The organism is Devosia aurantiaca, from assembly GCF_011058215.1.
Lineage (GTDB): Bacteria > Pseudomonadota > Alphaproteobacteria > Rhizobiales > Devosiaceae > Devosia > Devosia aurantiaca.
Window position 1 is genome coordinate 1320624 of the sequence record NZ_JAALFG010000001.1, and the last position, 23991, is coordinate 1344614.

Sequence of the window (23991 nt, forward strand, 5' to 3'; positions counted from 1 at the left end):
CGTATCACGAGTTGATACGTATATGCTAGAGGCTAGTCGGCTTTGCTCTTCCGTCGCGACACGACGATTTCCTCGATCCGCCGTGGCCTTAGTCCCTGCGGGTCGACGCCGACGTCGAATTGACGCGTGACCGGCGTCAGCTTGCCGTGCGAATGGCCGTGGAGGTTGACCGACTTCTTGCCGATCTGGTTCCAGGTTCGGAATGGGTAGTGGCAGAGGATAAAGAGCTGCTCGTCGATGCGCATTTCCCGGTAGTGCTGAAGGCTGGCCCAGCCTTTGGCCGCGAGCGTCGGCTCAGGATCGTTGTTGCCGATGATCAGGTGCTTGGTGCCGTGCAGCTGCGCCAGGAGCGCCTCGACCTCTTCGGTCGTGCCTCGCGCGAAGTCGCCAAGGTGCCAGATTTCGTCCTGGGGCGCGACCAGCGCGTTCCAGTTGGCGATCAGGGCTGCATCGTGTTCCGCCATGTTGGCAAAGGGGCGGCGGTCAATCTTGAGAACACGGGTGTCGGCAAAGTGCGTGTCGCTGGTGAACCAGAGCGTCATCGGCTGCGCCCGAACAGCCGCTCGATGTCGCCCTTCTTGAGCTCGACATAGGTCGGGCGGCCGTGAATGCACTGGCCTGAATGGGGCGTGGCTTCCATGTCGCGGAGTAGCGCGTTCATCTCGTCGACGCGAAGCCGCCGGCCCGAGCGCACCGAGCCATGGCAGGCCATGCGGGCGATGATTGCCTCCATTCGGTCGGAGAGGGCCGCGGTGCTGTCCCATTCGGCAAGGCCATCGGCAAGATCGCGGACGAGACCGGCAATGTCGGTCGTGCCAAGAAGGGCAGGAGTCTCGCGCACGGCGATGGCGCGAGGGCCGAAGCGATCGAGGTAAAGCCCGAAGCGCTCGAGTTCGGGCGCTGCTTCCTCGAGGCGTCCGCAATCTTCTTCGGGCAGCTCGACGATTACAGGGATCAGCTGCCTTTGGCTCGCGACGGGGCCGGACGCCATCTGCGCCTTGAAGCGCTCATAGACCAATCGTTCGTGGGCTGCGTGCTGGTCAACGAGCAGGAGCCCGCTGCCATTTTGCGCGATGATATAGTTGTCGAACATTTGCGTCCGGGCGGTGCCGAGCGGATAGTCGACGACTTCGCCCACCGGCTCGAAGCGCTCGACGCGGGCGCTGGGTTCGGCAAAACCCTGAAGCTGTTCGCTTGGCGCGAGGCGGGCGATCGGCGTCGCTTGTGGCTCCCAGGCGCTTCGCGCCGGGGCTTCGGCCATTTCCGGCGCCTTGAAGGCTTCAATTATGTCTTCGGCGACCGTGGTCGAGGCCTTGAACCCTGCTGCGGCGAGCGCCTGTCCGATCGCGGTGATCACCGCGCCGCGCAGCGCGCCCTGGTCGCGGAAGCGCAGTTCGGCCTTGGCTGGATGGACGTTGACGTCGACCTCGGTCGGGTCGATGGCGACATAGAGCGAGACGACCGGAAAGCGGTCGCGGAAGGTGTAGTCGGCATAGGCCGCGCGCACGGCGCCGACCAGCACCTTGTCGCGAACCGAGCGGCCGTTGACGAAATAGAACTGCGATAGCGAATTGGCGCGGGTATAGGTCGGCAGCCCCGCCATGCCGGCGACGACGATGCCGTGCCGCTGCGTCGCAAGCACGACGGCGTTTTCAACGAAATCGGCGCCCATGACCTGGCCGAGCCGGGCCTGCAGCGCGCCTTCGCCCACCGAAGGCCAGTTGCTCGCGGTGCGGTCCGTGCCCTCGAGCACGAAATGGACCTGGGGATTGGCCATGGCGAGGCGCTTAACCACGTCGGTGATCGCGGCGCCTTCCGCGCGCGCGGATTTGAGAAATTTGCGCCGCGCCGGCACCTGCGCGAAGAGGTCGCGCACTTCGATGACGGTGCCTCGGTTCATCGCCTGCGGAATGGGGCCGGACCTCCGCCCATTGTCGACGACGACCAGCACCAGCCCGCTTTCGGCATCGGCGGTGCGCGAGGCTACCGAGAGGCGGGCGACGGACCCGATGGAGGCCAGCGCCTCGCCGCGGAAGCCGAGGGTGCGAATGTCGTCGAGATCGTCCATGCTGAGCTTGGACGTGGCGTGCCGTTCGACCGACAGCAGCAGATCCTGCCGGTCCATGCCGTGACCGTCATCGCTGATGCGGATCAGGTCCATGCCGCCATTGGCGGTGGTGACGACGATGCGACGCGCGCCGGCATCGATCGAGTTCTCGACCAGCTCCTTGACGACGCTGGCGGGCCGCTCCACCACTTCGCCGGCGGCGATGCGGTTGATCAGGTCCTCGGGTAGTTGGCGTATCGGCAAGGGCGACTCTCCTGGGCCACCAATATAGGGCAGGGGCGGCGCTCTTCCCACTCCGGTGGTTGACCCATGCCCGGATTCCCGCTTGAGCTAAAGCATGAGCGTCACCCATCCATCCCCCAAGGCGAGCTGGACCAGCCGCGCCAATGCCCTTTGGGATGTGACGGCGCATTATTTCTCCATGCCCGGTCTCCTGCTCGGCGCTGTTGCGTTCACCCTGTCGCTCACGCCCTCGCTGCTGCCGCGCACCGAAAGCGTCCAGGGCATCCTGTCCGGCTGCTGCTTTGCCGTGGGCTATGGCGCCGGCAATCTCGGCCACTGGCTGTGGGGCTTTTTGGGCCTCAAAGTGCCGCCGGGACGCGTTACCCGCATTCTCGGCGCGCTGGTGGCGCTCCTGGCGCTCGGCCTCGTGCTGCTCGGGCTGAGCTATTCGAGCCTTTGGCAGAACTCCGTGCGCGCCGTCATGGGCCTGCAGCCGGTCGATGGTTTTCAGCCGCTGGTGATCGCTGCCGTGGCGCTGCCGATCGCGGCGGCGCTGATGGTCTTGGGCAAGCTCCTGGTGACGCTGATCCGCCTGGTTTGGCGATGGCTTGCGCCATTGTTGCCGCCGCGTGCGGCTGCGGTCCTCGCCACCGTTCTGGTAGCGATCGTGGTCGGATCGCTGGTCAACAATCTCTTCTGGCGCAATGCCCTGCGCGCCGCCGACGCCTTCTACCAAGGCCTCGATGAATTGGTCTCGACCGACCAGGCGCCGCCCGCCCAATGGTATGAAAGCGGCAGCAGCCAATCCTTGATCGATTGGGAAACCATCGGCAGCGACGCGCGGCCCTACCTTCGCACCCGCCAAACCGCTGGGGACATCTTAGCGCTTACGGGCAAGCCCGCCATCGAGCCGCTCCGCACCTATGTCGGCCTGCGCTCGGCGGAGACGCCGGAAGCGCGAGCGGCGCTGGCGCTGGCGGAATTGCAGCGCATCGGCGCCTTCGAGCGCTCCGTCCTTGTCCTCGTCATGCCGGTGGGCACGGGTTGGGTCGATCCAGCGGGCATCGACACGCTCGAACTGCTGCATGGGGGCGATGTCGCCAGCGTTGCCGTGCAATATTCCTATCTCACCAGCGCACTGTCGCTGCTGGTCGAGCCCGAATATGGCGCCGAAACCGGGCAGGCGCTGTTCAACGCCGTCTATGATTTTTGGACGCAGTTGCCGCGCGATGCGCGCCCGCGCCTCTATCTTTATGGACTGAGCCTCGGCGCCCTCGCATCGCAGAACTCGACCACGGTCTACAATGTGCTGGCCGACCCGTTCCAGGGCGCGCTCTGGGCAGGCCCGCCCTTTTCCAGTTCGGTCTGGAGCCGGATGACGGAGGGACGCCAGCCCGGCACGCCCTATTGGCTGCCGCGCTTTGGCAACTCCTCCTCTATCCGCTTCATGAACCAGTCCGGCGCCGAGGGCTGGGACACGGTGGCTTGGGGGCCGATGCGCATCGTATTTCTCCAATATGCCAGCGACCCCATCGTCTTTTTTCCTTTGCCGCGGATTGGCAAACGCCGGCCTGGCTCGATTGGCCGCGCGGGCCCGACGTCTCGCCGGCGCTCAACTGGTATCCGCTCATCACCTTCCTGCAACTGGCGCTCGACACGGCGCTGGCGCAGACCGCGCCGCTTGGCTACGGGCACAATTATGCGCCCGAGCACTATATCGATGCCTGGATGGAGGTAACGCAGCCCGAGGGTTGGACGGATGGGGAGATCGAAGCGCTGAAGGCTGCGATCGGCACCGAACCTTATGCTGCGGGTGAGCCATGACCGAAAGCCCGATGGATCTCGCCCTGCGCCTTGCCCAGGAGGCAGCCGATGTCGGCGAGGCGCCGATCGGCGCCGTGATCATGGAAGGCACGCGCATCCTTGCCGCTGAACGCAACCGCATGCAGGCGCTGCGCGACCCGACGGCGCATGCCGAAATGCTGGCCATCCGCGCGGCCTTGGCGGCACGCAATACCGGCCGCCTCGATGGCTGCGACCTCTATGTAACGCTCGAGCCTTGCGCCATGTGCGCAGGCGCCATCGCCCACACCCGCCTGCGCCGCGTTTACTTTGCCGCCGAGGACATCAAGGCCGGCGCCGTCGAAAACGGCATCCGCTTGTTTGATCAACCCACGTGTCACCACCACCCGGAGGTGATTAGCGGGGTGTCCGCGGGCAGGGCAGAGGCGATGCTGACGGCGTTTTTCAGGAAGCTGCGGTAAGGCCCCTCACCCGCCGCTTTGCGGCGACCTCTCCCCGAAGGGAGAGGTCGGCCGAAGGCCGGATAAGGGGGGCCTTCAATGAAGCCAAGGATCCTCCACCATCGGCCATATGTTTCTCGGCGCTTTGCGGTAATCCGTTTCCGCAGGCCGGTTGGGATAGGGCTTCCCCGCCGAGCAATAAACGATTTCCGACGCGATCCTCGAGAACGAGTCGTAGAAGTGATTGGTCGACTTGATCAGCAATACTTTGCGCTCGGTAGGCTCGACCCCCATCACCGAAAATAGGCTTGGGTCGAAGCTTTGCGCCCGGGTGGAGTTGAGGATCACGTCGATGCCGTCAAAGCTTACCCAGGCGGCGTCGCCGAAGGGTGCAAAGCTTTCGCCGAAGCGCATTTTGGCGTTGTTGCGCAGCGCCTTGACCGTCACCACGGCGTCGACCGGATCGCCGGTCATCGGCGCCGATTTTGCGCCGAAGCGCAGCGGGATCTGCGCGCCGACGCCGGCCGCAAAACAAATCTGCACGGCGATCGGGTCCCAGATCGTTCCGACCGCTACATCCTGGACGCCGCGCCGGATCAGCTCGCCGAGGATCACCGTCGCATCTCCTGCCGTGCCGCCGCCCGGATTGTCCCAGACATCGGCGATCACCACCGGCCCGCGCGGCGCTGCGATTGCGGCGTCCACGGCGGTTTGTTCATCAACCTGGCTGACCATGAACGTGCCGCGCATGGCGAAAAGCTCGCGGCCCAGGCGCTCGGCAAGCGCCGCACCGAGGTCTGGCTGATTGTCGGTGACGGCGATGACCTTGGTGCCCATTTCCGGCACGTCGCCGGCCATGAAACCGTGCACGACCGAGAGCGACAACAGGCCCGGCTCGCTTTGCTCGAGTGCGAACAGCCGGTCGACAAAGCCGCGCATCGGTTGCTTCGAGGTCGGGAATACATCGATCATCCGGCAATCGAAGACGCTCATCACCGGCCGCACCTCGCCCCTTAGCGTCCGTGCCGCAATATTCCAAAGATCGCGCGCCCGATCGACGAAATCGGTATGGGGAAACTCCTTGAAGTAGACAAAGAAGTCGGCCGCCGCAGCGCGCTCTCTGGTGAGGTGGCTGTGCGGATCGAGTTCCGCGCAGACCAGCACGTCTGGCCCGACGAGGGCGCGCACGCGCGTCAGGATGTCTCCCTCCGCATCGTCATAGCCCTGCGCCACCATCGCCCCATGGAGGCCAAGGACTACGGCATCGACCGGCATTGCCGCTTCGAGCTGGCCCAGGATTTCGTCGCGCAACTCCTCATAGGTTGCCCGCGCCACCAGCCCCGCTGGATCGGCCCAGCTGGCGGTGCCCTCGATCAAGGTCCAGCCTTCTCGTGCGCAGACTTCGCGCCCCACCGTGATCGGCGCCGTGCACAATGTCGGCGTTGCCGGATGCTGGCCGGGCTTGGCATGAAGCGAGGCCTCGAAGGCGCGCTTGTCGATGGCTATAGGCGAAAACGTATTGGTCTCAGTGGCGAGGGCGGCAGTGAAAATGCGCAAGGGGCACCTTTTTCTTGTGCCCGCACGCTACACGACGCCAGCACAAGGATCACGTAAGAAATTTTCATGTTTTGCGTGCCCACTTGCCAGATATCCGGCTTTTCGCTCTACAATGCGCCAACAAACGAAATTCACTTTCAGGAGCAGGCATGCCGATCATCCGCTATGGCGCAGAAAAGTCCGGGGCAGGTGGCCAGAACCTTCCCTTTGCGCGTGCCGTCGAGGCGGGTGGCTGGCTCTATGTTTCGGGCCAGGTTCCGATGAAGGACGGCGAGATCGTCGGCACCGGCATTATCGAGCAGACCCATCTGACCATCAAAAACGTCATCGCCATTCTTGAGGAAGCCGGTTTTGGCCTCGAGCATGTCGTCCGTTGCGGTGTCTGGCTCGACGATCCGCGCGACTTCTGGAGCTTCAACGCCGTCTACAAAAGCTATTTTGGCGAGCACCCGCCGGCCCGCGCCTGCGTGCAGAGCCACATGATGGTCGACTGCAAGGTCGAGATCGATTGCGTCGCCTACAAGGGACCGTAAAATGCATCTGGGGCTGGAAGGCAAAAGCGTTCTGATCACCGGCGCTGGCGGCGGCATCGGCCGCGCGCTGGTGCATTCATTTCATGCGGCGGGTTCCAGGATCATCGCGGCCGACCGCGAGCCGATCATCGAGCTTTCCGCGTCGCGCGAGCTGATCTTCGACCAGTCCGATGCCGAGGCGACGCGCGCCGCGGTGCTTGCCGATATCGCGACGCATGGTGCCCCCGACGTGGTCATTGCCAATGCCGGCTTCACCCGCGCCGAACATCTTGGCCAGCTCGATGATGCCGTTTGGCAAAGCGAAATGGCGATCAATCTCAACGGCGCCTATGCTTTGGTCGATCCGATCACCAAGGCAATGGCCGAGCGCGGCTCCGGCAGTGTCGTCTTCATCTCCTCGGTCAATGCCTTCCAGCATTTCGGCAATCCGGCCTATTCCGCCGCCAAGGCAGGCCTTATCGCCTATGCCAAGGCTATCGCCGTCGAGCTGGGCGGCCGTGGCGTGCGCGCCAATGTGGTCGCGCCCGGCTCGGTTCGCACGCCGGCCTGGGACCATCGGCTCGAAGGCGATCCGCGCCTCCTCGACAAGGTCTTGCCGCACTATCCGCTGGGCCGCATGGTCAGCCCCGAGGAAGTCGCCAATACGACGATGTTCCTTGCTTCCGACGCCGCCTCCGGCATTACCGGCGTCACCGTGCCGGTCGATGCCGGGCTCCTTGCCGGCAATCTCCGCTTCGTCGATGAAGTGCTCAGAGCGCAATGACCCAGTTTACCGACCTCGATACGCCCGCCGTTCTCATCGATCTCGATCGCGCCGAAGCTAATCTCCAAAAGGCGCAGGCGGCGGCCGATGTGGCAGGCATTGCGCTGCGCCCGCATATCAAGACGCACAAGCTTCCGCTCTTTGCCAAACGCCAGGTCGAACTGGGCGCCGTCGGCATTACCGTGCAAAAGCTGGGCGAAGCCGAGGTTATGGCCGATGCCGGCCTCAACGACCTGCTCCTCACCTTCAACATCATCGGCGCCGCCAAGCGCGCCCGCCTCAAGGCGCTGCATGACCGCATCACCATCCGCACTGTTGCCGACAGCACCGAAACGGTCGCGGGTCTGGCGGAAACCTTCGCCGATCCCGGCCACAAGCTGGGCGTGTTCGTTGAATGCGACACCGGCATGGGGCGCTGCGGCGTGCAGTCGGCGCAGGCGGCGCTCGATCTGGCGCGCATCTTAGCGAGCCACTCCGGCCTCCACTTTGCCGGGCTGATGACCTATCCCGCCGCGGGCAAATATCGCGAGGCGGCCGCGTGGATGGCGGAGGCTAAGGCCCTGTTCGAGGCGGAAGGCGTCGACCTTCCTGCCATCACCACTGGCGGCACGCCGGATATCGGCCATATGGCCGAAGCCGGTCCCGCCACTGAATACCGGCCCGGCACCTATATCTATATGGACCGCTCGCAAGTGGCCGCCGGCGCCGCAACGTTCGAGGATTGCGCGCTGACCGTTCTTGCAACGGTTGTCTCGCGACCGACCGAAAACCGCGCCATCATCGATGCGGGCTCCAAGTCGCTGACCAGCGATCTTCTCGGTCTCGTCGGCCATGGCCATGTCGTCGAGTATCCCCACGCCAAGGTTGTCGGTCTTAGCGAAGAGCACGGCACGATCGATGTTTCCGCCTACGCGCGAAAGCCGAGGATCGGCGATGTCATCCGCATCATTCCCAATCACTGCTGTCCGGTGACCAATCTTTTCGACCACGTCCATCTCATCCGCGATGGAGCGCTGGTCGAAACGGTTCCCGTTGCGGCGCGGGGCAGGGTGGACTAGCCATAGGGGATGCGCATCCTCGATACCCATCTGCACCTGATCTATCCCGACCGGTTCACCTATGAATGGATCGGCCCTGGCCACAAGCTCAACAAGCCCTGGATCGCCGAGGCCTATTTCGCCGAGGCCAGGGCGCTCGGGATCGAATCGGCGCTTCATATGGAAGTCGATGTCGCAGAAGCCGATATCGAGAGCGAAACGGCCTTTGTCGTGGGCCTTTCCGGCATCGTCGGCGCCGTCGCGGCCTGCCGCCCGGAAGACGAGGATTTTGCCGCGCTGCTGGATCGTACGCTTGCGGCCGGGGACGGCAAGGTAAAGGGCTTGCGGCGCATTCTTCATGAAGTGCCTGACGATGTCAGTCTGGCACCGATCTTTGCCGAAAACCTCAAGCGCCTCGTTCCGCTAAACCTGACCTTCGATCTATGCCTCCGTGCCGATCAGCTTCATCTGGGCGTGCGGCTGGCCAAGCTCCTGCCGGAGCTGCAATTCGTGCTCGATCATTGTGGCAATCCCGACATTGCGAGACAGGGGCTCGACCCCTGGCGCACGGCGCTGGCCGAGGTCGCGGCACTGCCCAATGTGGTCGGCAAGGTCTCGGGCCTCGTCAATCATTGCGCCCCCGGCTGGGATGCCGAAATGCTGCGTCCCTATATCGAGCACATGATCGAAAGCTTTGGCTGGGACCGCGTCATCTGGGGCTCCGACCATCCGGTTGCGACGACCACGGGCGGTACGCTGACCAATTGGGTCAACGCGGCCCGTGCGGTCGTGGCGAAGGCCAGCGACTACGAACAGGCCGCACTCTTTCATCGCAATGCCGAGCGCATCTACCGGGTCTGACCCAAGGAGAACCAAATGGCCGCCGCCGACAATCGCATCGCCGTCTCCACCTGGTCGCTGCACCGCCTCCTCGGCACCACCTATCCGCATGATGTTTCGACCGATGCGGTGAGCGATGGCGAGGACACTTATGGCGAGGGCGACGAGTCTCTTTTGGGCCTGCTCTCGGTGCTGGCGAACCACGGCTACCACCGGCTCGAGATCGTTTCCTTTCACCTGCGGAGCCGCGATCCCGTCTACCTTGCCGAACTGCGCAATCAGCTCGATACGGCAAAGGTCACGCTGCAGACGCTGCTGATCGACGCGGGCGACATGGCCGATCCGGTCAATGGCCCGCGCGACACGCGCTGGATCGCCGGCTGGCTCGATGTCGCCCATCAGCTCGGCGCCGAGAATGCCCGGATCATTGCCGGCAACCAGCCGTATTCGCCCGAGGCGCTAGCCCGGTCCGTTGCGGGTTTCCGCGAACTGGTCGCCGTCAATGCCGGCTCGTCATTGCGCCTCGTTACCGAGAATTGGTTCGACCTTCTGTCGACGCCGGCGGCGGTGCATGAGTTGCTCGACCGGCTGGAGGGGCAGGTTGGCCTGCTTGCCGATTTCGGCAACTGGAAGGGCGCCGACAAATATGCGGGCTTGGCCTCGATCTTCCCGCGCGCCGAACTTTGCCACGCCAAGGCCGATTTCACCGCCGGGGCCTTGGACGAAGCAGACTACGGCCAGTGCGTTGGGATCGCCGAAGACGCAGGCTATAGGGGGCCATATACGCTGATCTTCGATGCCGATCACCCCAGCGAATGGCATAGCCTTGCCGAAGAGCGCGACTTTATCCTCAGTCGCATCGGCTGATTTAATCGCGGCGGAAGCGATCTATTAAGGCCGATTGTCCGATGATGGCGCCATGAGGAAGGCGCGGCCCAAATCTCCGGCACCTAGCGAGCACCAGACCCCCACGGTCGAGGCGCTGACGCGCGTGCTCGACTCGGCGCCGGTCGGCATGCTCGTCGCCACGACCAAGGGCGAGCTGATCTATTCCAATCGGGCGATCGAAGATCTTCTCGCGCTTCAAAACGTTTCGGAACACCCACGGAACCTGAGCGACCTTGTTCCCGCCGAGGAACAGGTCGGCCTGCGCCTCCAGTTCAGTCGCCTGGCGCGCGGCGAAGTCACAACCTATCGGGGCGAGCACCGCTTCTGTCATGCCGATGGACATCCGATCTGGGTGATGCTGGCCGCCTCCCGCTTCCCGGGCGTGACCAGCGGGGCCGACTACATCACCGTGCAGCTTACCAGCATCGAGCTCCAGAAGCGGGCCGAGGAAGCGCTCGCTTATTCGGAGAGCCGCTGGAACTATGCGCTGGAAAGCGCGCGGCAAGGTGTGTGGGACCATGACCTGCGCCGCAACACCATGTTTTATTCGCGCATGTGGCGCATCATGCGTGGCATTTCGCCCGAAGAACAGGTCGACGGTGACCGCGCGTCGTGGCTGGCACGGGTGCATCCCGATGATCGCGACCGTCTGGTGATGGAAGCGGACCGCCAGCACCAAGGCGACAAGAAATTCGAGGCGCTCGAATACCGCGAGCAAACGCGCAATGGCGGCTATATCTGGATCCTGAGCCGCGGTGGCCCGATCGAGTGGGACGAGCACGGCAATCCGACACGCACCGTCGGCACCGATACCGACATCACTCTCCTCAAGACGGTCGAGCAGGATCTTGCCTCCCAAAAGGAGCGGCTGCGGCTGACGCTGCAGTCCATCGCCGATGGCATGATCTCGGCCGACTCGCGTGGCCATATCGAATTCATGAACCCCGCCGCCGAACAGCTGACCGGCTTCACCATGGCGCAAGCGCGCGGCATGGCGGTCAACCAAGTGTTCCGCATTCACAGCGAGCGGACAGGCCAAGTCATCGACTGCCCGGTCTGGTCCTGCTTCGAGAACGATCAGCCCGTCCGGGTCGATGACGACGCCATCCTCACCAATCGCGATGGTTCGGTGCGCGATGTGCGCTGCACCGCTGCTCCCGTCCGCACCGATGGCGGTTCGCGGGCCGGCGCCGTCCTTGTCTTCCAGGACGTGTCGCAGAGCCGCATGATGCAGCGGCAGTTGGCCTATTCGGCGAGCCACGATGCCCTGAGTGGGCTGACCAACCGGGCAGCGTTCGAGCAGTCGCTGGAACGCGTCATCGCCGCGTGCCGGCATCAGGATCGAACGGCTTGCCTCGTCTATATCGATCTCGACCACTTTAAGCCCGTCAACGATACCGCGGGCCATGCAGCAGGCGACGCGCTACTGCGGCAGGTGGCAAGCACCCTGCGCGACACGTGCCGCAGCCACGATATCGTCGCGCGCATCGGCGGGGACGAATTCGTGCTCTTGCTGGAGGGCACATCCCTGGCCGATGGCACGCGCGTCGCCGAAAAAGCCGTGCGCGGCATTGCGGCCTTGCTGTTCAACTGGGCTGGCCGCGAATACCGGGTCGGGGCCAGCGCCGGCATCACGACGATCGGTCGGGACCCTGCCTCGCCGCTAGGTTTCATGGGCGAGGCCGACGCGGCCTGCTATGCGGCCAAGGCCGAGGGCAGGGGACGGGTCGTCGCCTTCTCCTCCATGCTTACCCGTAATAAACGCTGATCCGCTGGCCGGCGAGCTCGTGCACGGCGATCTCCATTTCATAGATCTCGGAAAGCACCTGCGGTTGGATCATCTCTGCCGCGGGGCCCTGCGCCGCGACGCGTCCATCCTTCATCGCGACGATATAGTCCGAATACCAGCCGGCAAAATTGATATCGTGCAGCACCAGAACCACGGTCTTGCCCAGCTCCGTCGCGGCGCGCTTCATCAGCTTCATCATGGCGCTGGCATGCTTCATGTCGAGGCTGTTGAGCGGCTCGTCGAGCAGCACGTAGTCGGTGTCCTGCGCCAGCACCATGGCGACGAATGCTCGCTGCCTCTGTCCGCCGGAGAGCTCATCGAGGAACCGCTCCGACAGGGCTGCGAGATCGAGATATCTGATCGCTCGCTCGATATGCTCCTTGTCGTCGAGCGTCAGCCGGCCCTTGGTATAGGGGTAGCGCCCGAAGGAGACGAGATCGCGCACGGTGAGCCGGGCGGTCATGTGATTGTCCTGCCGCAGGATCGACAGGCGCCGCGCCAGCTCGTCGCTCGCGGCCTTGCTGACATCGAGACCGCCCACCGTCACTGTGCCAGCATCCATGGCCATCAGCCGGCTGACCATGGAGAGGAGGGTCGATTTGCCCGCCCCGTTGGGTCCGATGATGGAGGTAATGCCGCCCTTGGGCAGCTGCAGCGACACGCCGTCGACCACGCAGGCGGCGCCGTAGCTTTTCGAAACATTGCTGGCGACGATCATCGCGCGGACCTTCTGAGCACGAGGAAAATAAAGACGGCACCGCCCAAAAATTCGATGATGATCGACAGCGCCGTGTCGAAAGCAAACACCCGCTCCAGAAGCGTCTGCCCGCCCACCAGCGCCACGATGGCCAGCAGCACGGCAGCGGGCAGCACATAGCGGTGCTTGCTCTGTCCGATCAGGCCATGGGCGAGCGTTGCGATGAGGAGGCCGAAAAAGGTGACTGGGCCCACCAGCGCCGTCGACACGGAGACAAGGATCGCCACCAGCACGAGGATGATGGCCACGGTGCGCTTGTAGTCGACGCCGAGGTTGATCGCATGCGCCCGTCCGAGCGACAGCACGTCAAAGCTGTGCATCAGCCGCCAGCCCACGACACTGACGGCAAGAACGATCACCGTGGAAATGCCGAGCAGCGTTGGATCGGTGGTCGCAAAGCTTGCAAACATCGTGTCCTGCAACACGTTGAAGGCGCCCGGATCGAGCATGCGCTGCATCAGGGCACTCATTGAACGGAACAGGATGCCGAAGATGATGCCGACGAGCACGAGAAGGTGGAGGCTTCGCTCTTCGCCCAGGAACAGCCAGCGGAAAAGCAAGCCCGAGAAAGTCACCATGGCCAGCACTTCGACCACGAATTGCAATTGGCTATCGATCGAGGTGAGCGCCCCGACGCCGAGGAAGAAGACGGTCGATGTCTTGATCAGCATGTAGAGTGCATCAAAGCCCATGATCGAGGGCGTCAGGATGCGGTTGTTGGTGACGGTCTGGAACAGCACCGTCGACACGGCGACCGCGTACGCCACCAGCACCAGCGAGAGCAGCTTCTTGCCGCGAAATCCGAGCACGAAGCTCCAATTGCCTTTGGCGCCCAGGGTCATGAAAAGGGCGATGGACAGCAGCGCCAGCAGGGTTAGCGCCGCAAGGACGATCAACGGTCTTGAAGGCCTCATGGTGAGCTTGTCGATCCACGATGTCGAGCCAGTGGCGGCCTTGGTGTTACGACCTCGTCCTTCGACAAGCTCAGGATGAGGTCTGCTGCGGAGGTCATGCATGGCGCGGCGTCCGCAGCAGCAGATACAAGAACACGGCCGCACCGACGACGCCCATGACGACGGCGATCGGGATTTCATAGGGGAAGCGGATCAACCTTCCGACGATGTCGCAGGCCAGCACCATGGCCGCGCCGCCGACCGTCACCCAGGGCACGGTGCGCCGCATGTTGTCGCCCACCATGAGGCTGACGATATTGGGCACGATCAGTCCCAGAAATGGGATTGAGCCGACCGAAACCAGCACTACGGCGCTGACCAGCGAGACTATCACCAGGCCCAGCGTCATGACGCGCTTGTAGTTGAGGCCCAGATTGGTGGTGAAATCCTTGCCCATGCCGGCAACGGTGAAGCGATCGGCGGCCACATAGGCGAGGACGCAGCAGACGAGCCCGATCCACAAGAGCTCGTAGCGCCCGCGGATGACGCCGGAAAAGTCGCCCATGTTCCAGGCAAGAAGCGATGCCATGAGGTTGGCGCGATAGGCGATAAAGGCCGTCAGCGCTCCGATCACCCCGCCCAGCATGATGCCGACCAGCGGCACGAGGAGCACATCGCGCAACGGGACAGCCTTGAGGATGCGCAAGAATAGGGCCGTGCCACCCAGCGCAAAAAGGGCCGAAACGGCCATTTTGGCCACCAGCGGCCAGCCCGGCGCGAGCAGCGTCACGGTGAGAAAGCCGAGAGCGGCCGATTCGCTGGTGCCGGTGGTAGAGGGCTCGACGAAGCGATTGCGGACGACCATCTGCATCACCAGCCCGCCGATCGCCATGGACGCGCCGGCTAGAACCAGCGCCAACGTCCGCGGCACCCGGCTGACCAGAAAAACCTCGACCGCCCGCGGCTCCGCCGTTCCCGCCAGCAGAGCAGGCAGCGACACATCGCTGACGCCGACGAAGAGGCTGACGAGAGCGAGGAGGGCCGTGGCAACAATGGCGAGGATCAGAAATGGCTCGGGTTGATGGTAGTTCGACATTAGGCCCGTTTATCCATCATGGTGGCAGGCTCCTGCGCCTCCCTCCCCTTGAGGGGGAGGGAATGAGGGTGGGGTGGAGCCTACGAGTGGAGAGTGGGACAGTGCCCCACCCCACCCCAGCTTCGCTAGGCCTACCGGCTAGCTTCGCTACCCTCCCCCTCAAGGGGAGGGAGCGCAGAGCCCAGGCGCTGTGCTCGATCTTAGCTGTTCAAACCTTCCAGCACCTGGTCGAGCAGCAGCATGACGCCCTGGTAGCCGTGCATGGAAATGTAGCTGACCTGCGGATCGAGATAAACGATCTGGCCTTCCTTGGCCGCCGTGGTCTGGTTGAAGAGCTCGTTGTCGAGCAGCGCTTCGGCCGAGCCGGCATTTTCGCCGGTGCCGGCATCGCGATCGACCACGAAGACCCAGTCCGGGTTCACTTCGAGCAGGAATTCGAACGAGACGGCATCGCCGCCATGGTCGCCATCGGCCACGTCGGCCAGCGCCGAAGCCATGCCGACATTGTTGTAGATCCAGCTGACGCGCGAGTCGGGACCATAGACGCCGAGCTTGCCGGCATTGGTGACCAGCACCAATGCGGTGCCCTTGCCTTCGGCCGCAGCCGTGACTTCAGCTAGCTTGGCATCGAGCTCGTCATTGAGCGCCGTCGCGTGGTCGGCCATGTCGAAGATGTCGCCGAGCTTGACCATATTGGCTTTGACGCCGGCGACGATATCGGTGTTGTCGACCGAAAGGTCGATGGTGGGGACGATGTCCTTGGAAGTTTCGAAGGCTGCTGCCGAACGGGCGGCAACGAAATAGACGTCGGCTTCCGCCGCGGCGATGCCTTCGAAGTCGGGCTCGAACAGCGAGCCGATCTGGATAGCGTCGGCTGGGATCTGGTCGGCCAGATAGGTCGGCGCATTGGAGGAGGGCACGCCGGCGACTGCGATACCCATGGCGCTGAGGTCATCGAAGACGGCCCAATCCTGGACCAGCACTTTCTCGGGCACGCCGGAGATCGTCACGTCGCCCTGGGGGTGGAGATTACCTTGTCCTGGGCAAAGGCCGGCGTCAGCGACAGGGCGCCAACAAGGGTGGCGAGGAGGGCGGTGGTGCGGAAAAGCGCGCTCAAGCGAGTGCTCCTGAGGAAATTGCGGGAGGCGCCGATATGGTGACGACGCTTGTCCGCTTTCCTATCTTCGCGCTCGCAAGCCTGTCAAAGGATAATATGATCTATTTTGTCGTGTTATCTACGCGCTCGGAAGATAAGTCTCGCTGGCGAGGGCCATGAAGCTCTTCATTGCGGCCGAAAGCGGGCTCGACTTGCGCCGCGCCACCAGCAATTGCCGCATCGCCCAAGGCTCGGCCAAGGGGGCGCAGACGAGGTCGGTGCCGGCGAGAAGATGAAGGCTTGTCGAGCGCAGAAAGCCGATGCCGAACCCGGCTTCCACCATGCGCACGAGGGCAGGAAAGCTTTCGACGCGCAGGCTTTCCGTCAAGGCAACGCCGCTTTTTTCCGCCGCTTCCACGAGGAGACGATTGAGCGATCCGGCATGGTGGATGCCCACGATCGCATGGGGCAGCACCGCATCGAAGCGCACGGATTTGCGCGGCTCGATCTGGGCCGCCAGAGGATGTTCGGGCGGCACCAGCACCCATACCCGCTCATCCTCGAAGGGGCGGATATCGAAGCGGGAGAAATCGTAATTGTCGGAAACGATGGCGACGTCCGCCTGGCCCTCGTCTAGCGCCAGAAGCGCCTTTGCAGCGCCCATTTCGCTGATGGCGATGTCGATACCATTATGCCTGACGGCAAATTTGGCCAGGAGTTCCGGCAGTCGCCCGGTGAGGGCAGAGCTCGTACAGGCAAGGCGCAGGCTGCCCCGCTGACCGGAGCCGAAATCGTCCATGATGGCATCAAGATCGGCGATCGAGCGCAACACGGTACGGCAGCCTCCGGCATAGGCCTCGCCGGCCGTGGTCAGCCTGACGCCGTGTGCCGAGCGGTCGAACAGAACGACGCCCAAACGCGCTTCGAGGTCGGATACGCGGCGGCTGACCGCAGAGGAGGCGATGCCCTCACGCTCCGCCGCCCGCCCGATCGATCCGGTCTCGGCCAAAAGCAAAATCAGGCGTGCAGTAACGCTGTCGAACGGTGCCATGGCGGCACCATACTCATTGCATGCCCGCGAGCAAGCTCAAGCCGCGCAGGAGATAATAGGCGCCGATGACGGTGACGATCCAGCGCGTCCATTTGCGGAAACCGACATCGGTCAGCCGCTGCAGGAGGTGATAGCCAAGATTGGTGCCCGCCACTGCGAAGGGCGCAGCGATCAGCACCATCACCCAGTCGCCCCAGGCCATGGCGGTGGCGAGGGTGGAGTAGAACACGACCTTGACCGCGTGCGAGATCACCTGCGTCGCGGCCTTTGTAGCGATCACCTTGCGCCGGTCCATTTCGGTCCGGATGAAAAAGATGTCGACGGTGGGGCCAGAGACACCGACCGCCAGGTTGAGGCCGCCCGCAAGGAAACCGCAGAAGAAGGCGTGCACCGGCTTGGTGGCGTCGAGCGAGAGCCAATGCTTGGGAATCCAGACCAGAATCGGCATCAGCCCGATGGCGATGCAGACGGTGGCGAGATCGGGCGTGTAGCGGAGAATGAAAAGGAGGATCGCCGCGGCGGCTAGCCCGGTGCAGATGAAGCCGAGCGCGCGCCAGTCGATATAGGAGCGCGAGAACCAGGCGCGCGAGCCATTGGCGATGATCTGGATGGCGCCCTGCAGCGCGATCGCGGTCGCAACCGGCAAAAAGGTCAATAGTAGCGCGAGGAGGATCAAGCCTCCGGCCATGCCGAAAACGCCGGAAAGCGTCGAAGTCAGAAACACCGCAAGGGCGACCAGCGCCGGAATAATCAATCCACTCATGGTCTTCTCATGCGCTTCACAGGCGCATCGCGCCATCGCGACTTAAGCAAGGGGGCTTGCTGGCCGGGGCAGGGCCAAGGCGTCTAGGCAAAAGGTTGCAGTCACGCTGCCTAAACTTTCCGCACTTTTGATCTTGAATGGCAGACGCAATCGCTCTTTTATGACACTCGCGAATTTTGATTTGCCCGATCGCCGGCCGACGGTTTTCCCGCCTCCCCCTCGGGCTCCACAAATTATGTCTGGATAGTTCCTTGATCACGCTCAAGGCTGGCCGCGATCGTTCACGCGGCGATGCACTTGCCCATGTGGCCGCCGCTCACCGGGGAAGGGGGCAGAGCCCGCTTCTGCGCATCACGCTCTATTCGCTGCGCCATTACTGGCAGGCGAGCCTTGCCATTGGGGCAACCATTATCGCCTCGACCTTGCAGCTGATGATCCCGCGTCTTTTGGGGCACGCCGTTGACCAGGCGCAGACAACGCTCACCGTGGCCGGCGAGGGGGCGCAACAAGCGCTGATCTGGACCGCGCTGACGCTGCTGGTCGTGTCCGTGGCGCGCGGGCTCTTCACCCTGGTGCAGAACTATTTTTCGGAATCGGTCGGCCACTATGTCGGCTACGAGCTGCGCCTCGCCTTTTACGACAAGGTGCAGCGGCTCTCCTATTCCTATCATGACCGCGTGCATTCGGGCGACCTCATCACCCTCGGCCTGCTCGATCTCGATGGCGTGCGCATGTTCTTTGCGACCGGTTTCATCCGGGTCATCCTGCTTTCCGTGCTGATCGGCGTCGGCGCCTATATGCTCTTGAGCACCGATATCCTGCTCGGCCTCCTGGCGCTGAGCTTTGTGCCCTTCGTCGCCTGGCGCTCGTCGGTCGCGCAACTGGTGCTGCGCAAGACCTGGCTGGTCTTGCAGGAGCGCCTTTCCGTCCTGACCCGCGTCATGGAAGAAAATCTGGGCGGCATTCGCGTCGTCCGGGCCTTTTCCGGCCAGAAGCACGAGCTCGACAAATTCGATACCGCGTCGCAATCGGCGCTCGAGCTGGCGCATCAACGCGTTCTTGTTCGCGTTCGCAACACCTCGATGATGACCTTTTCCTTTTTTGCCGCCATGGGCCTCGTGCTCTGGGTCGGCGGCACCAAGGTCATTGCCGGCGAGCTCAGCGTCGGGACGCTGGCGAGCTTTCTGACCTTCATGACGATCCTGCAAATGCCGGTGCGCCAGCTTGGCCTCATGGTCAACGGTTTTGCCCGCGCCTCGACCTGCGGCTCCCGCTTTTTGCCTTTCTCGACGCGCCGATCGAGATCAAGAGCAAGCCGGAGGCAGCGCCGCTGACGGTCAGCAAAGGGACGTTGCGGTTCGAAAATGTCGAGTTCACCTATCCCGGCGCCTCGCACCCGACGCTCAACGGCATCAGCTTTGAAGCCCATGCCGGCCAGACCATCGGCATCGTTGGCGCGCCGGGTTCGGGCAAATCCACCCTCGCGCACCTGATTCCGCGCTTTTACGACGTGACGGCCGGGCGCATCCTGATTGACGGACAGGACATTCGCGACGTGACGCTACAGTCGCTGCGCCGCTCGGTTGCCGTCGTGCAGCAGGACACGTTCCTCTTCACCACCACAATCGAAAACAACATCGCCTATGGCGACCCCTGGGCCAAGGAACGCAAGATCGAGCGCGCCGCCGAAAGCGCCCAGCTCCACAATTACATCATGGGCCTGCCGGCCGATTACGAAACCGTTGTCGGCGAACGCGGCGTGTCGCTCTCCGGTGGCCAGCGCCAGCGCCTCTCGATTGCTCGCTCGCTGGTGCTCAAACCTGCCGTTATGGTCTTCGACGACTCCACGGCTGCCATCGACGCCGGCACCGAGCATCGCATCCGCTCTGCCATCCGCCGCTATGCCAAAGACCGCGTCACGCTGGTCATTGCCCACCGCCTGTCCTCGCTCATGCATGCCGACTTCATTCTATTCCTCGAAGACGGCCGTATCGTCGAACAGGGATCGCATGCCGAACTTCTGGAGCGCGGGGGTAAATATCGCGCCCTCTACGATCTCCAGACCCGGCCGGCCGACGACCTGGAGGCTGCAGAATGAGCGTCATGGAAGAAGACGAACGCGAGGCCGCAGCCTTTCCCGGCCAGCGCCCGCCGCGCGCCTCGGTCGGCTCGCACCGCATCGAGGAAGAGGTCTTCGGCAAGGCATATGATCCGCAAACGGTGCGCCGCATCTGGGCGTACGTCCATCCCTACCGGCACAAGATCTACCTGTCGGTTGCCGCCGTCCTGATCTTTACCGCCACACAACTCGCCATTCCGCTGATCATCGGCAATGCCATCGACACCACCCCTCGTGGCCGGCGGCGATACTGCCAACCTGCTGCACGCCATCGTCGCCTTTGCGGTCGTCATCACCATCAATTTCGCTGCATCCTGGATCCAGGAGTCGCAAGTCGGTCAGGTCGCTGAAAATGTCCTCTTCGACATGCGCCGCGCCATGTTCGCGCAGCTGCAGCGCGTGTCGCTGAGCTTCATGGACAAGACCGAAGTCGGCCGCCTGATGAGCCGGCTTCAGGGCGACGTCAATTCCATGCAGGAATTCCTCGAAACCTCGGTGGTTTCGGTGGGCGACATCGTCCTTCTCTTCGGCATCATCATCGTCTTGCTCAGCCTTGATCCCTGGCTTGGCCTCTTGACGCTGATCACCATGCCGATCCTCTTCATCATCCGCATTTTCTGGCTGCCGCCGGCGAAGCGCGCCTTCTGGGCCGCGCATGAAACCAATTCGCTGACCGCCGGCGCCATGGCCGAAGGCATCAATGGCGTTCGCACGGTGCAGAATCTTGACCGCCAGAAGGTCAATTTCGACCTCTATGACGATAAGGCCTATGACAACCTCCGCACCCAACTGACCGGCTCGAAGTTCGCCCAGGTCATGGTGCCGATCGTCGATTCCCTCACCGGCATTTCCATGGCCACCGTCATCGTGGTCGGTGGCTCGCTGGTGCTCAATGGATCGCTGCAGGTCGGCGTCATCGTCGCCTTCCTCTTCTATATCCAGCGCTTCTTCGACCCGATCCGCTCGCTGACCATGCAATATTCGATCATGCAGCGCGCCATGACCTCGGGCCGCCGCATCACCGAAGTGCTCGATCTGCCGGTGGTGATCGACGACAAGCCCGGCGCCGTTGTCCTTACCTCAGACATGGACGGCTCGGTCGCCTTCAACGACGTGACCTTCGGCTATGACCCGGCGCGCCCGGTGCTGAAAAACGTGTCCTTCCGCGTCAATCCGGGCGAAACCGTTGCCCTGGTGGGTCCGACTGGCTCGGGCAAGACCAGCGCTATGTCTCTGGTCCACCGCTTCTACGAAGTGCAGGGCGGGGCCGTCCTTGTCGGCGGCCACGATGTGCGCAACGTCACCCAGGAATCGCTGGGTGAACAGGTCGCCATGGTGCTGCAGGAGCCGTTCCTCTTCACCGGCACGATCTTTGAGAACATCCGCTACAACAAGCAGTCGGCCACCCTCGACGACGTCATTGCCGCCGCCAAGGCGGTGGGCGCCCACGACTTCATCTCCCGCTTCCGCAACGGCTACGACACGGTCCTTGAACAGCGCGGCTCGAATCTCTCGCTCGGCCAGCGCCAACTCCTGAGCTTTGCGCGCGCCCTCGTCGCCGACGCCAAGATCCTCGTGCTCGACGAAGCCACTGCCAATATCGACAGCTATACCGAGCGACAGATCCAGAAGGCGCTCGAAATCCTGCTCGAAGGCCGCACCGGCATGGTGATCGCCCACCGTCTCGCCACCATCCGCGGCGCCGACCGCATCATTGTGCTGCAGAACGGCGAGAAGATCGAGGAAGGCAACCACGACCAGCTCATGGAGCTGGGCGGCCTCTATTCGCGCCTCTACAACATGAATTACGCCAGCTTCGACGATATTCCCGATGAGCTGGTGACGCAGGCAAACGCCAAGGCGGCGAGTACCTGAGAGAGCCTACGCAGCACGGAGACTGCATGCTAGGGTCGCGCATTCTTCGGAGCCATCCATGCGCCTCGCCCTTGCTCTCCTGCCCCTCCTCGCCACGCCGGCCCTTGCCGATGCCGTCACCTATCGCGGCACGATCGGGACGCGCGAAGCGGTGTTCGAGTTCACCGAACCATCGGACGGCGCCGTGGCGGGGCGCTTTGCCTTCCTCGACGAGGGCAAGTCAGTGCCGCTCAACCCCGTATCCAACGACGGAAACGGCTGGACCCTCTCCGAAGAAGGTCTTTGCACGCCCGATACCTGCACGTTCGACGACGATGGCGACGCCTCCGACGTGCCCGTTATCGCCCAATGGCAGCTGACGCTCGACGGCACGACGCTGACCGGCACGCGCACGGGCATCGACAAGTCCAAGCAACAAGCCATTGCCGCCCAAGAACTGGGCCGCCGGCCCTTCGAGGGCGAAGCAATCCCAGGAACGCTGCGCGACAATTTCTTTGACGTTTATTATGAGCCCACGCTCGATCCGACTAAGGCTGTCTACGAGCTGGCCCTGACCGACGTACCCCTTGTGGAGCAATCGCGCGGGCGGGTCGGCGACGCCGAGATCGCCATGATGGTCGATCCGCGCACCAAGTTCGAATTTCCTCATGTGATCGACCTTCCGGGCAATGGCGATGTGGACGCCGCCAACGCCATCCTCGACGAGAAGCACGCCGCCCTCAGCCTCTGGGCGCTCGATTGCCTCTCCACCGCTTACATCGCCTTTGGCGGCAACCAATGGAACTTGGATCAGGCCTCGCTCGGCTATATGGACGAGGAAAATGTCGAGTTCAGCTTCGGCAATTCCAAGCTGATCAGCTGGAAAGAAAGCGGCAGCACCTGGTGCGGGGGCGCCCATCCCGACAACCACGTCGTCAGCTTCACCTATGACCTCGCCACCGGCAAACCCTTCGACTTTTCGCAAGTTCTGCGAGGGTGGACAGCGTCATCCTATAGCGAGCCGGGTCCGGTCGACGTCGCCGCGGCACGGGAAAATCCGGAGGAATATGACTGGCAGCCGGACGACGCTCTGATCGCCTTTATCCGCGAGCGCATTCCTGCCGATCTCCTGGGCGAGGAACCCGAACTGGAAGAAACCTGCTTCGGCGAAGACGCCATCCGTGGCTATGTCGATCTTCGCTTTGCCCCTGGCCCGAGCGTGGTCTTCACCAATTCGGGCTTCCCGCATGTGATCGGCGTTTGCGACGGCGACCTCGTCACAGTGCCTTTGGCCGAGCTTGGCGACCTGCTGACGCCCGAGGCCATGAGCTACTTCGCCGATTAGTTGGCGTTGAGGTCCGGATAGATCAGCTGCGAGCACTGCCGGTTATTGCGATCGAGCACCGCCTGGTCTTCAGCGGTGAGGATACCGGTAAAGACCTGCTCCCAAAGATTGTCGCGCTCGACCCCTTCGAGCCCGCATTGGCAATAGGTGGCGCACAATGCCGCCGTCGTGCCCGAAGCTTCGCAGCTCGATTGGCAGGAGCGGAGGAAATCGATCTCGCGGCCTGCCTCTTGGGTGCCCATGGCCATCGACAGCGGCATGATGATCGCAAGGAGCAGCGGCTGGTGCACGAGGTAGATGACGAGGCTCCACCGCCCCATCCACGCGAGAACGCGCGCCAAGCGATTGCGCGGCTGGATGGCGGCAAGCTTATCGAGCAATGCGGTTTGCCTAACCAGCCGCATGGCAAGGACGCCCAGCAGCACGACGCCGAGCCAGGGGAAAAGCGGCACGAGGTCATTGGTCGGCGGCGGCACGACCCAGAAGCCGAGCCAGGAAAAGATACGCTCGTTAAAGAGCGGGTCTGAAAAAAAAAGGGCAGGGCAGGGCGATGATGACGGCCGCCACCAGCCCTGTCAGCCAAAGTGGCGTAAAGAGAAATGGCAGCGCCAGGAGGCTCGTCGCCGCGATGGCATGCAGCACGCCGAAATAAACAAAGCTTTCGGGGAAGGTGAACCAGGTCGAAACCGTGATGATCAGCGCGCCGCCGACCACGAAGCCCCAGCGCTTCCAGAAGGCGGACCAGCGCACGCCATCGCCATGCCCCAGCACCAGTCCAACGCCCACCAGGAACATGAAGGCGGAAAGGATGGTGCGCGCGAAAAGGACCCAGCCCGGGTCGAAGCCGACATCCACCGGGATGAAGCGGTAAAAGGAGAGGTCCCAGGAGAGATGGTAGATCGCCATGGCGATGATGGCGACGCCACGGGCGATATCGACAACGAGGAGGCGCGGGCGCTTCGGATTGGCAGTCTGGCTCATGCGTCGCTCACCTTTGGACCGTCGTCCAGCTTACGCCAGAAAGCCGGTTCTTGCGCCTCCCTCCCCTTGAGGGGGAGGGATTGAGGGTGGGGTGGG

The 23991-nt window shown here is 63.4% G+C and carries 19 protein-coding genes and 3 pseudogenes; 11 read left to right on the forward strand and 11 right to left on the reverse strand.

All coding sequences use genetic code 11. The features are described 5' to 3' along the window. Window positions 1–32 precede the first annotated feature (32 nt). Complete coding sequence (locus tag G5575_RS06770; RefSeq protein WP_164533589.1) at window positions 33–542, reverse strand: metallophosphoesterase family protein; 510 nt, start codon at window positions 540–542, stop codon at window positions 33–35. Next, window positions 539–2311, reverse strand: a complete 1773-nt coding sequence (gene mutL, locus G5575_RS06775; protein WP_164533590.1) for a DNA mismatch repair endonuclease MutL — start codon at window positions 2309–2311, stop codon at window positions 539–541. Before mutL ends, G5575_RS06770 begins: the two co-directional genes overlap by 4 nt. 178 nt (window positions 2312–2489) lie before the next feature. On the opposite strand from mutL, the pseudogene G5575_RS06780 reads away from it, so the two are divergent. Continuing rightward, a pseudogene (locus G5575_RS06780) lies at window positions 2490–4114 on the forward strand (alpha/beta hydrolase). Then, window positions 4111–4554: a nucleoside deaminase gene (locus G5575_RS06785; RefSeq protein WP_164533591.1), complete on the forward strand. Its 444-nt coding sequence runs from the start codon at window positions 4111–4113 to the stop codon at window positions 4552–4554. Before G5575_RS06780 ends, G5575_RS06785 begins: the two are co-directional and overlap by 4 nt. Window positions 4555–4629: 75 nt before the next feature. On the opposite strand, the gene G5575_RS06790 is transcribed toward G5575_RS06785, so the two are convergent. Next, on the reverse strand, window positions 4630–6090 hold the full coding sequence (locus G5575_RS06790; protein WP_164533592.1) for a M81 family metallopeptidase: 1461 nt from the start codon (window positions 6088–6090) through the stop codon (window positions 4630–4632). Window positions 6091–6239: 149 nt separating this feature from the next. On the opposite strand from G5575_RS06790, the gene G5575_RS06795 reads away from it, so the two are divergent. From G5575_RS06795 to G5575_RS06820, 6 genes are read left to right on the forward strand one after another with little or no spacing between them, the layout of a single operon-like run. Then, window positions 6240–6623, forward strand: a complete 384-nt coding sequence (locus tag G5575_RS06795; protein WP_164533593.1) for a RidA family protein — start codon at window positions 6240–6242, stop codon at window positions 6621–6623. A 1-nt stretch (window position 6624) separates the two neighbouring features. Then, window positions 6625–7386 carry an SDR family oxidoreductase gene (locus G5575_RS06800; protein WP_164533594.1) on the forward strand — a complete coding sequence of 254 codons (762 nt, stop codon included), beginning with the start codon at window positions 6625–6627 and terminating at the stop codon, window positions 7384–7386. Then, complete coding sequence (locus tag G5575_RS06805; RefSeq protein WP_164533595.1) at window positions 7383–8444, forward strand: D-TA family PLP-dependent enzyme; 1062 nt, start codon at window positions 7383–7385, stop codon at window positions 8442–8444. The genes G5575_RS06800 and G5575_RS06805 overlap by 4 nt, the downstream gene beginning before the upstream one ends. Window positions 8445–8453: 9 nt before the next feature. Continuing rightward, the gene (locus G5575_RS06810; RefSeq protein WP_164533596.1) at window positions 8454–9284 is read left to right on the forward strand and encodes an amidohydrolase family protein; all 831 of its coding nucleotides are present in this window, start codon (window positions 8454–8456) and stop codon (window positions 9282–9284) included. A gap of 15 nt (window positions 9285–9299) precedes the next feature. Next, complete coding sequence (locus G5575_RS06815) at window positions 9300–10130, forward strand: sugar phosphate isomerase/epimerase family protein (RefSeq protein ID WP_164533597.1); 831 nt, start codon at window positions 9300–9302, stop codon at window positions 10128–10130. A gap of 52 nt (window positions 10131–10182) precedes the next feature. Beyond that, window positions 10183–11919, forward strand: coding sequence for a PAS domain S-box protein (locus tag G5575_RS06820; protein WP_164533598.1), 1737 nt, complete (start codon window positions 10183–10185; stop codon window positions 11917–11919). Here G5575_RS06820 and G5575_RS06825 read toward each other — a convergent pair. From G5575_RS06825 to G5575_RS06850, 6 genes are all read right to left on the reverse strand, one after another. Next, window positions 11900–12658 carry an iron ABC transporter ATP-binding protein gene (locus G5575_RS06825; protein ID WP_164533599.1) on the reverse strand — a complete coding sequence of 253 codons (759 nt, stop codon included), beginning with the start codon at window positions 12656–12658 and terminating at the stop codon, window positions 11900–11902. The genes G5575_RS06820 and G5575_RS06825 overlap by 20 nt on opposite strands. Continuing rightward, entirely contained in the window at window positions 12655–13611 is a 957-nt protein-coding gene (locus G5575_RS06830) for an iron chelate uptake ABC transporter family permease subunit (RefSeq protein WP_164533769.1), read from the reverse strand. Before G5575_RS06830 ends, G5575_RS06825 begins: the two co-directional genes overlap by 4 nt. Window positions 13612–13705: 94 nt before the next feature. Then, the gene (locus tag G5575_RS06835; RefSeq protein ID WP_164533600.1) at window positions 13706–14686 is read right to left on the reverse strand and encodes an ABC transporter permease; all 981 of its coding nucleotides are present in this window, start codon (window positions 14684–14686) and stop codon (window positions 13706–13708) included. 200 nt (window positions 14687–14886) lie between these two features. Further along, window positions 14887–15696, reverse strand: coding sequence for a siderophore ABC transporter substrate-binding protein (locus tag G5575_RS06840; RefSeq protein ID WP_207633010.1), 810 nt, complete (start codon window positions 15694–15696; stop codon window positions 14887–14889). A 225-nt stretch (window positions 15697–15921) separates the two neighbouring features. Then, a complete protein-coding gene (locus tag G5575_RS06845; protein ID WP_164533601.1) occupies window positions 15922–16833 on the reverse strand; it encodes a LysR family transcriptional regulator in 912 nt (303 codons plus the stop codon). A gap of 13 nt (window positions 16834–16846) precedes the next feature. Beyond that, complete coding sequence (locus tag G5575_RS06850; protein WP_164533602.1) at window positions 16847–17596, reverse strand: sulfite exporter TauE/SafE family protein; 750 nt, start codon at window positions 17594–17596, stop codon at window positions 16847–16849. A gap of 251 nt (window positions 17597–17847) precedes the next feature. Between G5575_RS06850 and G5575_RS06855 the strand changes: the two are divergent. The 3 genes and pseudogenes from G5575_RS06855 to G5575_RS06865 all read left to right on the forward strand — a co-directional run bounded on the left by G5575_RS06855 (window position 17848) and on the right by G5575_RS06865 (window position 22914). Continuing rightward, window positions 17848–19694: pseudogene (locus G5575_RS06855) on the forward strand (ABC transporter ATP-binding protein). Further along, window positions 19691–21590: pseudogene (locus G5575_RS06860) on the forward strand (ABC transporter ATP-binding protein). Before G5575_RS06855 ends, G5575_RS06860 begins: the two co-directional pseudogenes overlap by 4 nt. A gap of 58 nt (window positions 21591–21648) precedes the next feature. Next, window positions 21649–22914 carry a hypothetical protein gene (locus tag G5575_RS06865; protein ID WP_164533603.1) on the forward strand — a complete coding sequence of 422 codons (1266 nt, stop codon included), beginning with the start codon at window positions 21649–21651 and terminating at the stop codon, window positions 22912–22914. On the opposite strand, the gene G5575_RS21025 is transcribed toward G5575_RS06865, so the two are convergent. Together G5575_RS21025 and G5575_RS21030 are read right to left on the reverse strand one after the other, a co-directional pair. Further along, the gene (locus tag G5575_RS21025; protein WP_328765882.1) at window positions 22911–23390 is read right to left on the reverse strand and encodes a DUF1624 domain-containing protein; all 480 of its coding nucleotides are present in this window, start codon (window positions 23388–23390) and stop codon (window positions 22911–22913) included. The two genes, G5575_RS06865 and G5575_RS21025, sit on opposite strands and share 4 nt — an antisense overlap. A gap of 34 nt (window positions 23391–23424) precedes the next feature. After that, window positions 23425–23895, reverse strand: coding sequence for a heparan-alpha-glucosaminide N-acetyltransferase (locus G5575_RS21030; protein ID WP_164533604.1), 471 nt, complete (start codon window positions 23893–23895; stop codon window positions 23425–23427). Between the last annotated feature and the right edge of the window lie 96 nt (window positions 23896–23991).

Excerpts from the sequence above, each read along its gene's own strand:
- G5575_RS06770 (WP_164533589.1), bottom strand. The coding sequence starts at position 542 with ATGACGCTCTGGTTCACCAGCGACACGCACTTTGCCGACACCCGTGTT.
- G5575_RS06785 (WP_164533591.1), top strand. The coding sequence starts at position 4,111 with ATGACCGAAAGCCCGATGGATCTCGCCCTGCGCCTTGCCCAGGAGGCA.
- G5575_RS06795 (WP_164533593.1), top strand. The coding sequence starts at position 6,240 with ATGCCGATCATCCGCTATGGCGCAGAAAAGTCCGGGGCAGGTGGCCAG.
- G5575_RS06800 (WP_164533594.1), top strand. The coding sequence starts at position 6,625 with ATGCATCTGGGGCTGGAAGGCAAAAGCGTTCTGATCACCGGCGCTGGC.
- G5575_RS06805 (WP_164533595.1), top strand. The coding sequence starts at position 7,383 with ATGACCCAGTTTACCGACCTCGATACGCCCGCCGTTCTCATCGATCTC.
- G5575_RS06810 (WP_164533596.1), top strand. The coding sequence starts at position 8,454 with ATGCGCATCCTCGATACCCATCTGCACCTGATCTATCCCGACCGGTTC.
- G5575_RS06815 (WP_164533597.1), top strand. The coding sequence starts at position 9,300 with ATGGCCGCCGCCGACAATCGCATCGCCGTCTCCACCTGGTCGCTGCAC.
- G5575_RS06820 (WP_164533598.1), top strand. The coding sequence starts at position 10,183 with ATGAGGAAGGCGCGGCCCAAATCTCCGGCACCTAGCGAGCACCAGACC.
- G5575_RS06825 (WP_164533599.1), bottom strand. The coding sequence starts at position 12,658 with ATGATCGTCGCCAGCAATGTTTCGAAAAGCTACGGCGCCGCCTGCGTG.
- G5575_RS06830 (WP_164533769.1), bottom strand. The coding sequence starts at position 13,611 with ATGAGGCCTTCAAGACCGTTGATCGTCCTTGCGGCGCTAACCCTGCTG.
- G5575_RS06835 (WP_164533600.1), bottom strand. The coding sequence starts at position 14,686 with ATGTCGAACTACCATCAACCCGAGCCATTTCTGATCCTCGCCATTGTT.
- G5575_RS06845 (WP_164533601.1), bottom strand. The coding sequence starts at position 16,833 with ATGGCACCGTTCGACAGCGTTACTGCACGCCTGATTTTGCTTTTGGCC.
- G5575_RS06850 (WP_164533602.1), bottom strand. The coding sequence starts at position 17,596 with ATGAGTGGATTGATTATTCCGGCGCTGGTCGCCCTTGCGGTGTTTCTG.
- G5575_RS06865 (WP_164533603.1), top strand. The coding sequence starts at position 21,649 with ATGCGCCTCGCCCTTGCTCTCCTGCCCCTCCTCGCCACGCCGGCCCTT.
- G5575_RS21030 (WP_164533604.1), bottom strand. The coding sequence starts at position 23,895 with ATGAGCCAGACTGCCAATCCGAAGCGCCCGCGCCTCCTCGTTGTCGAT.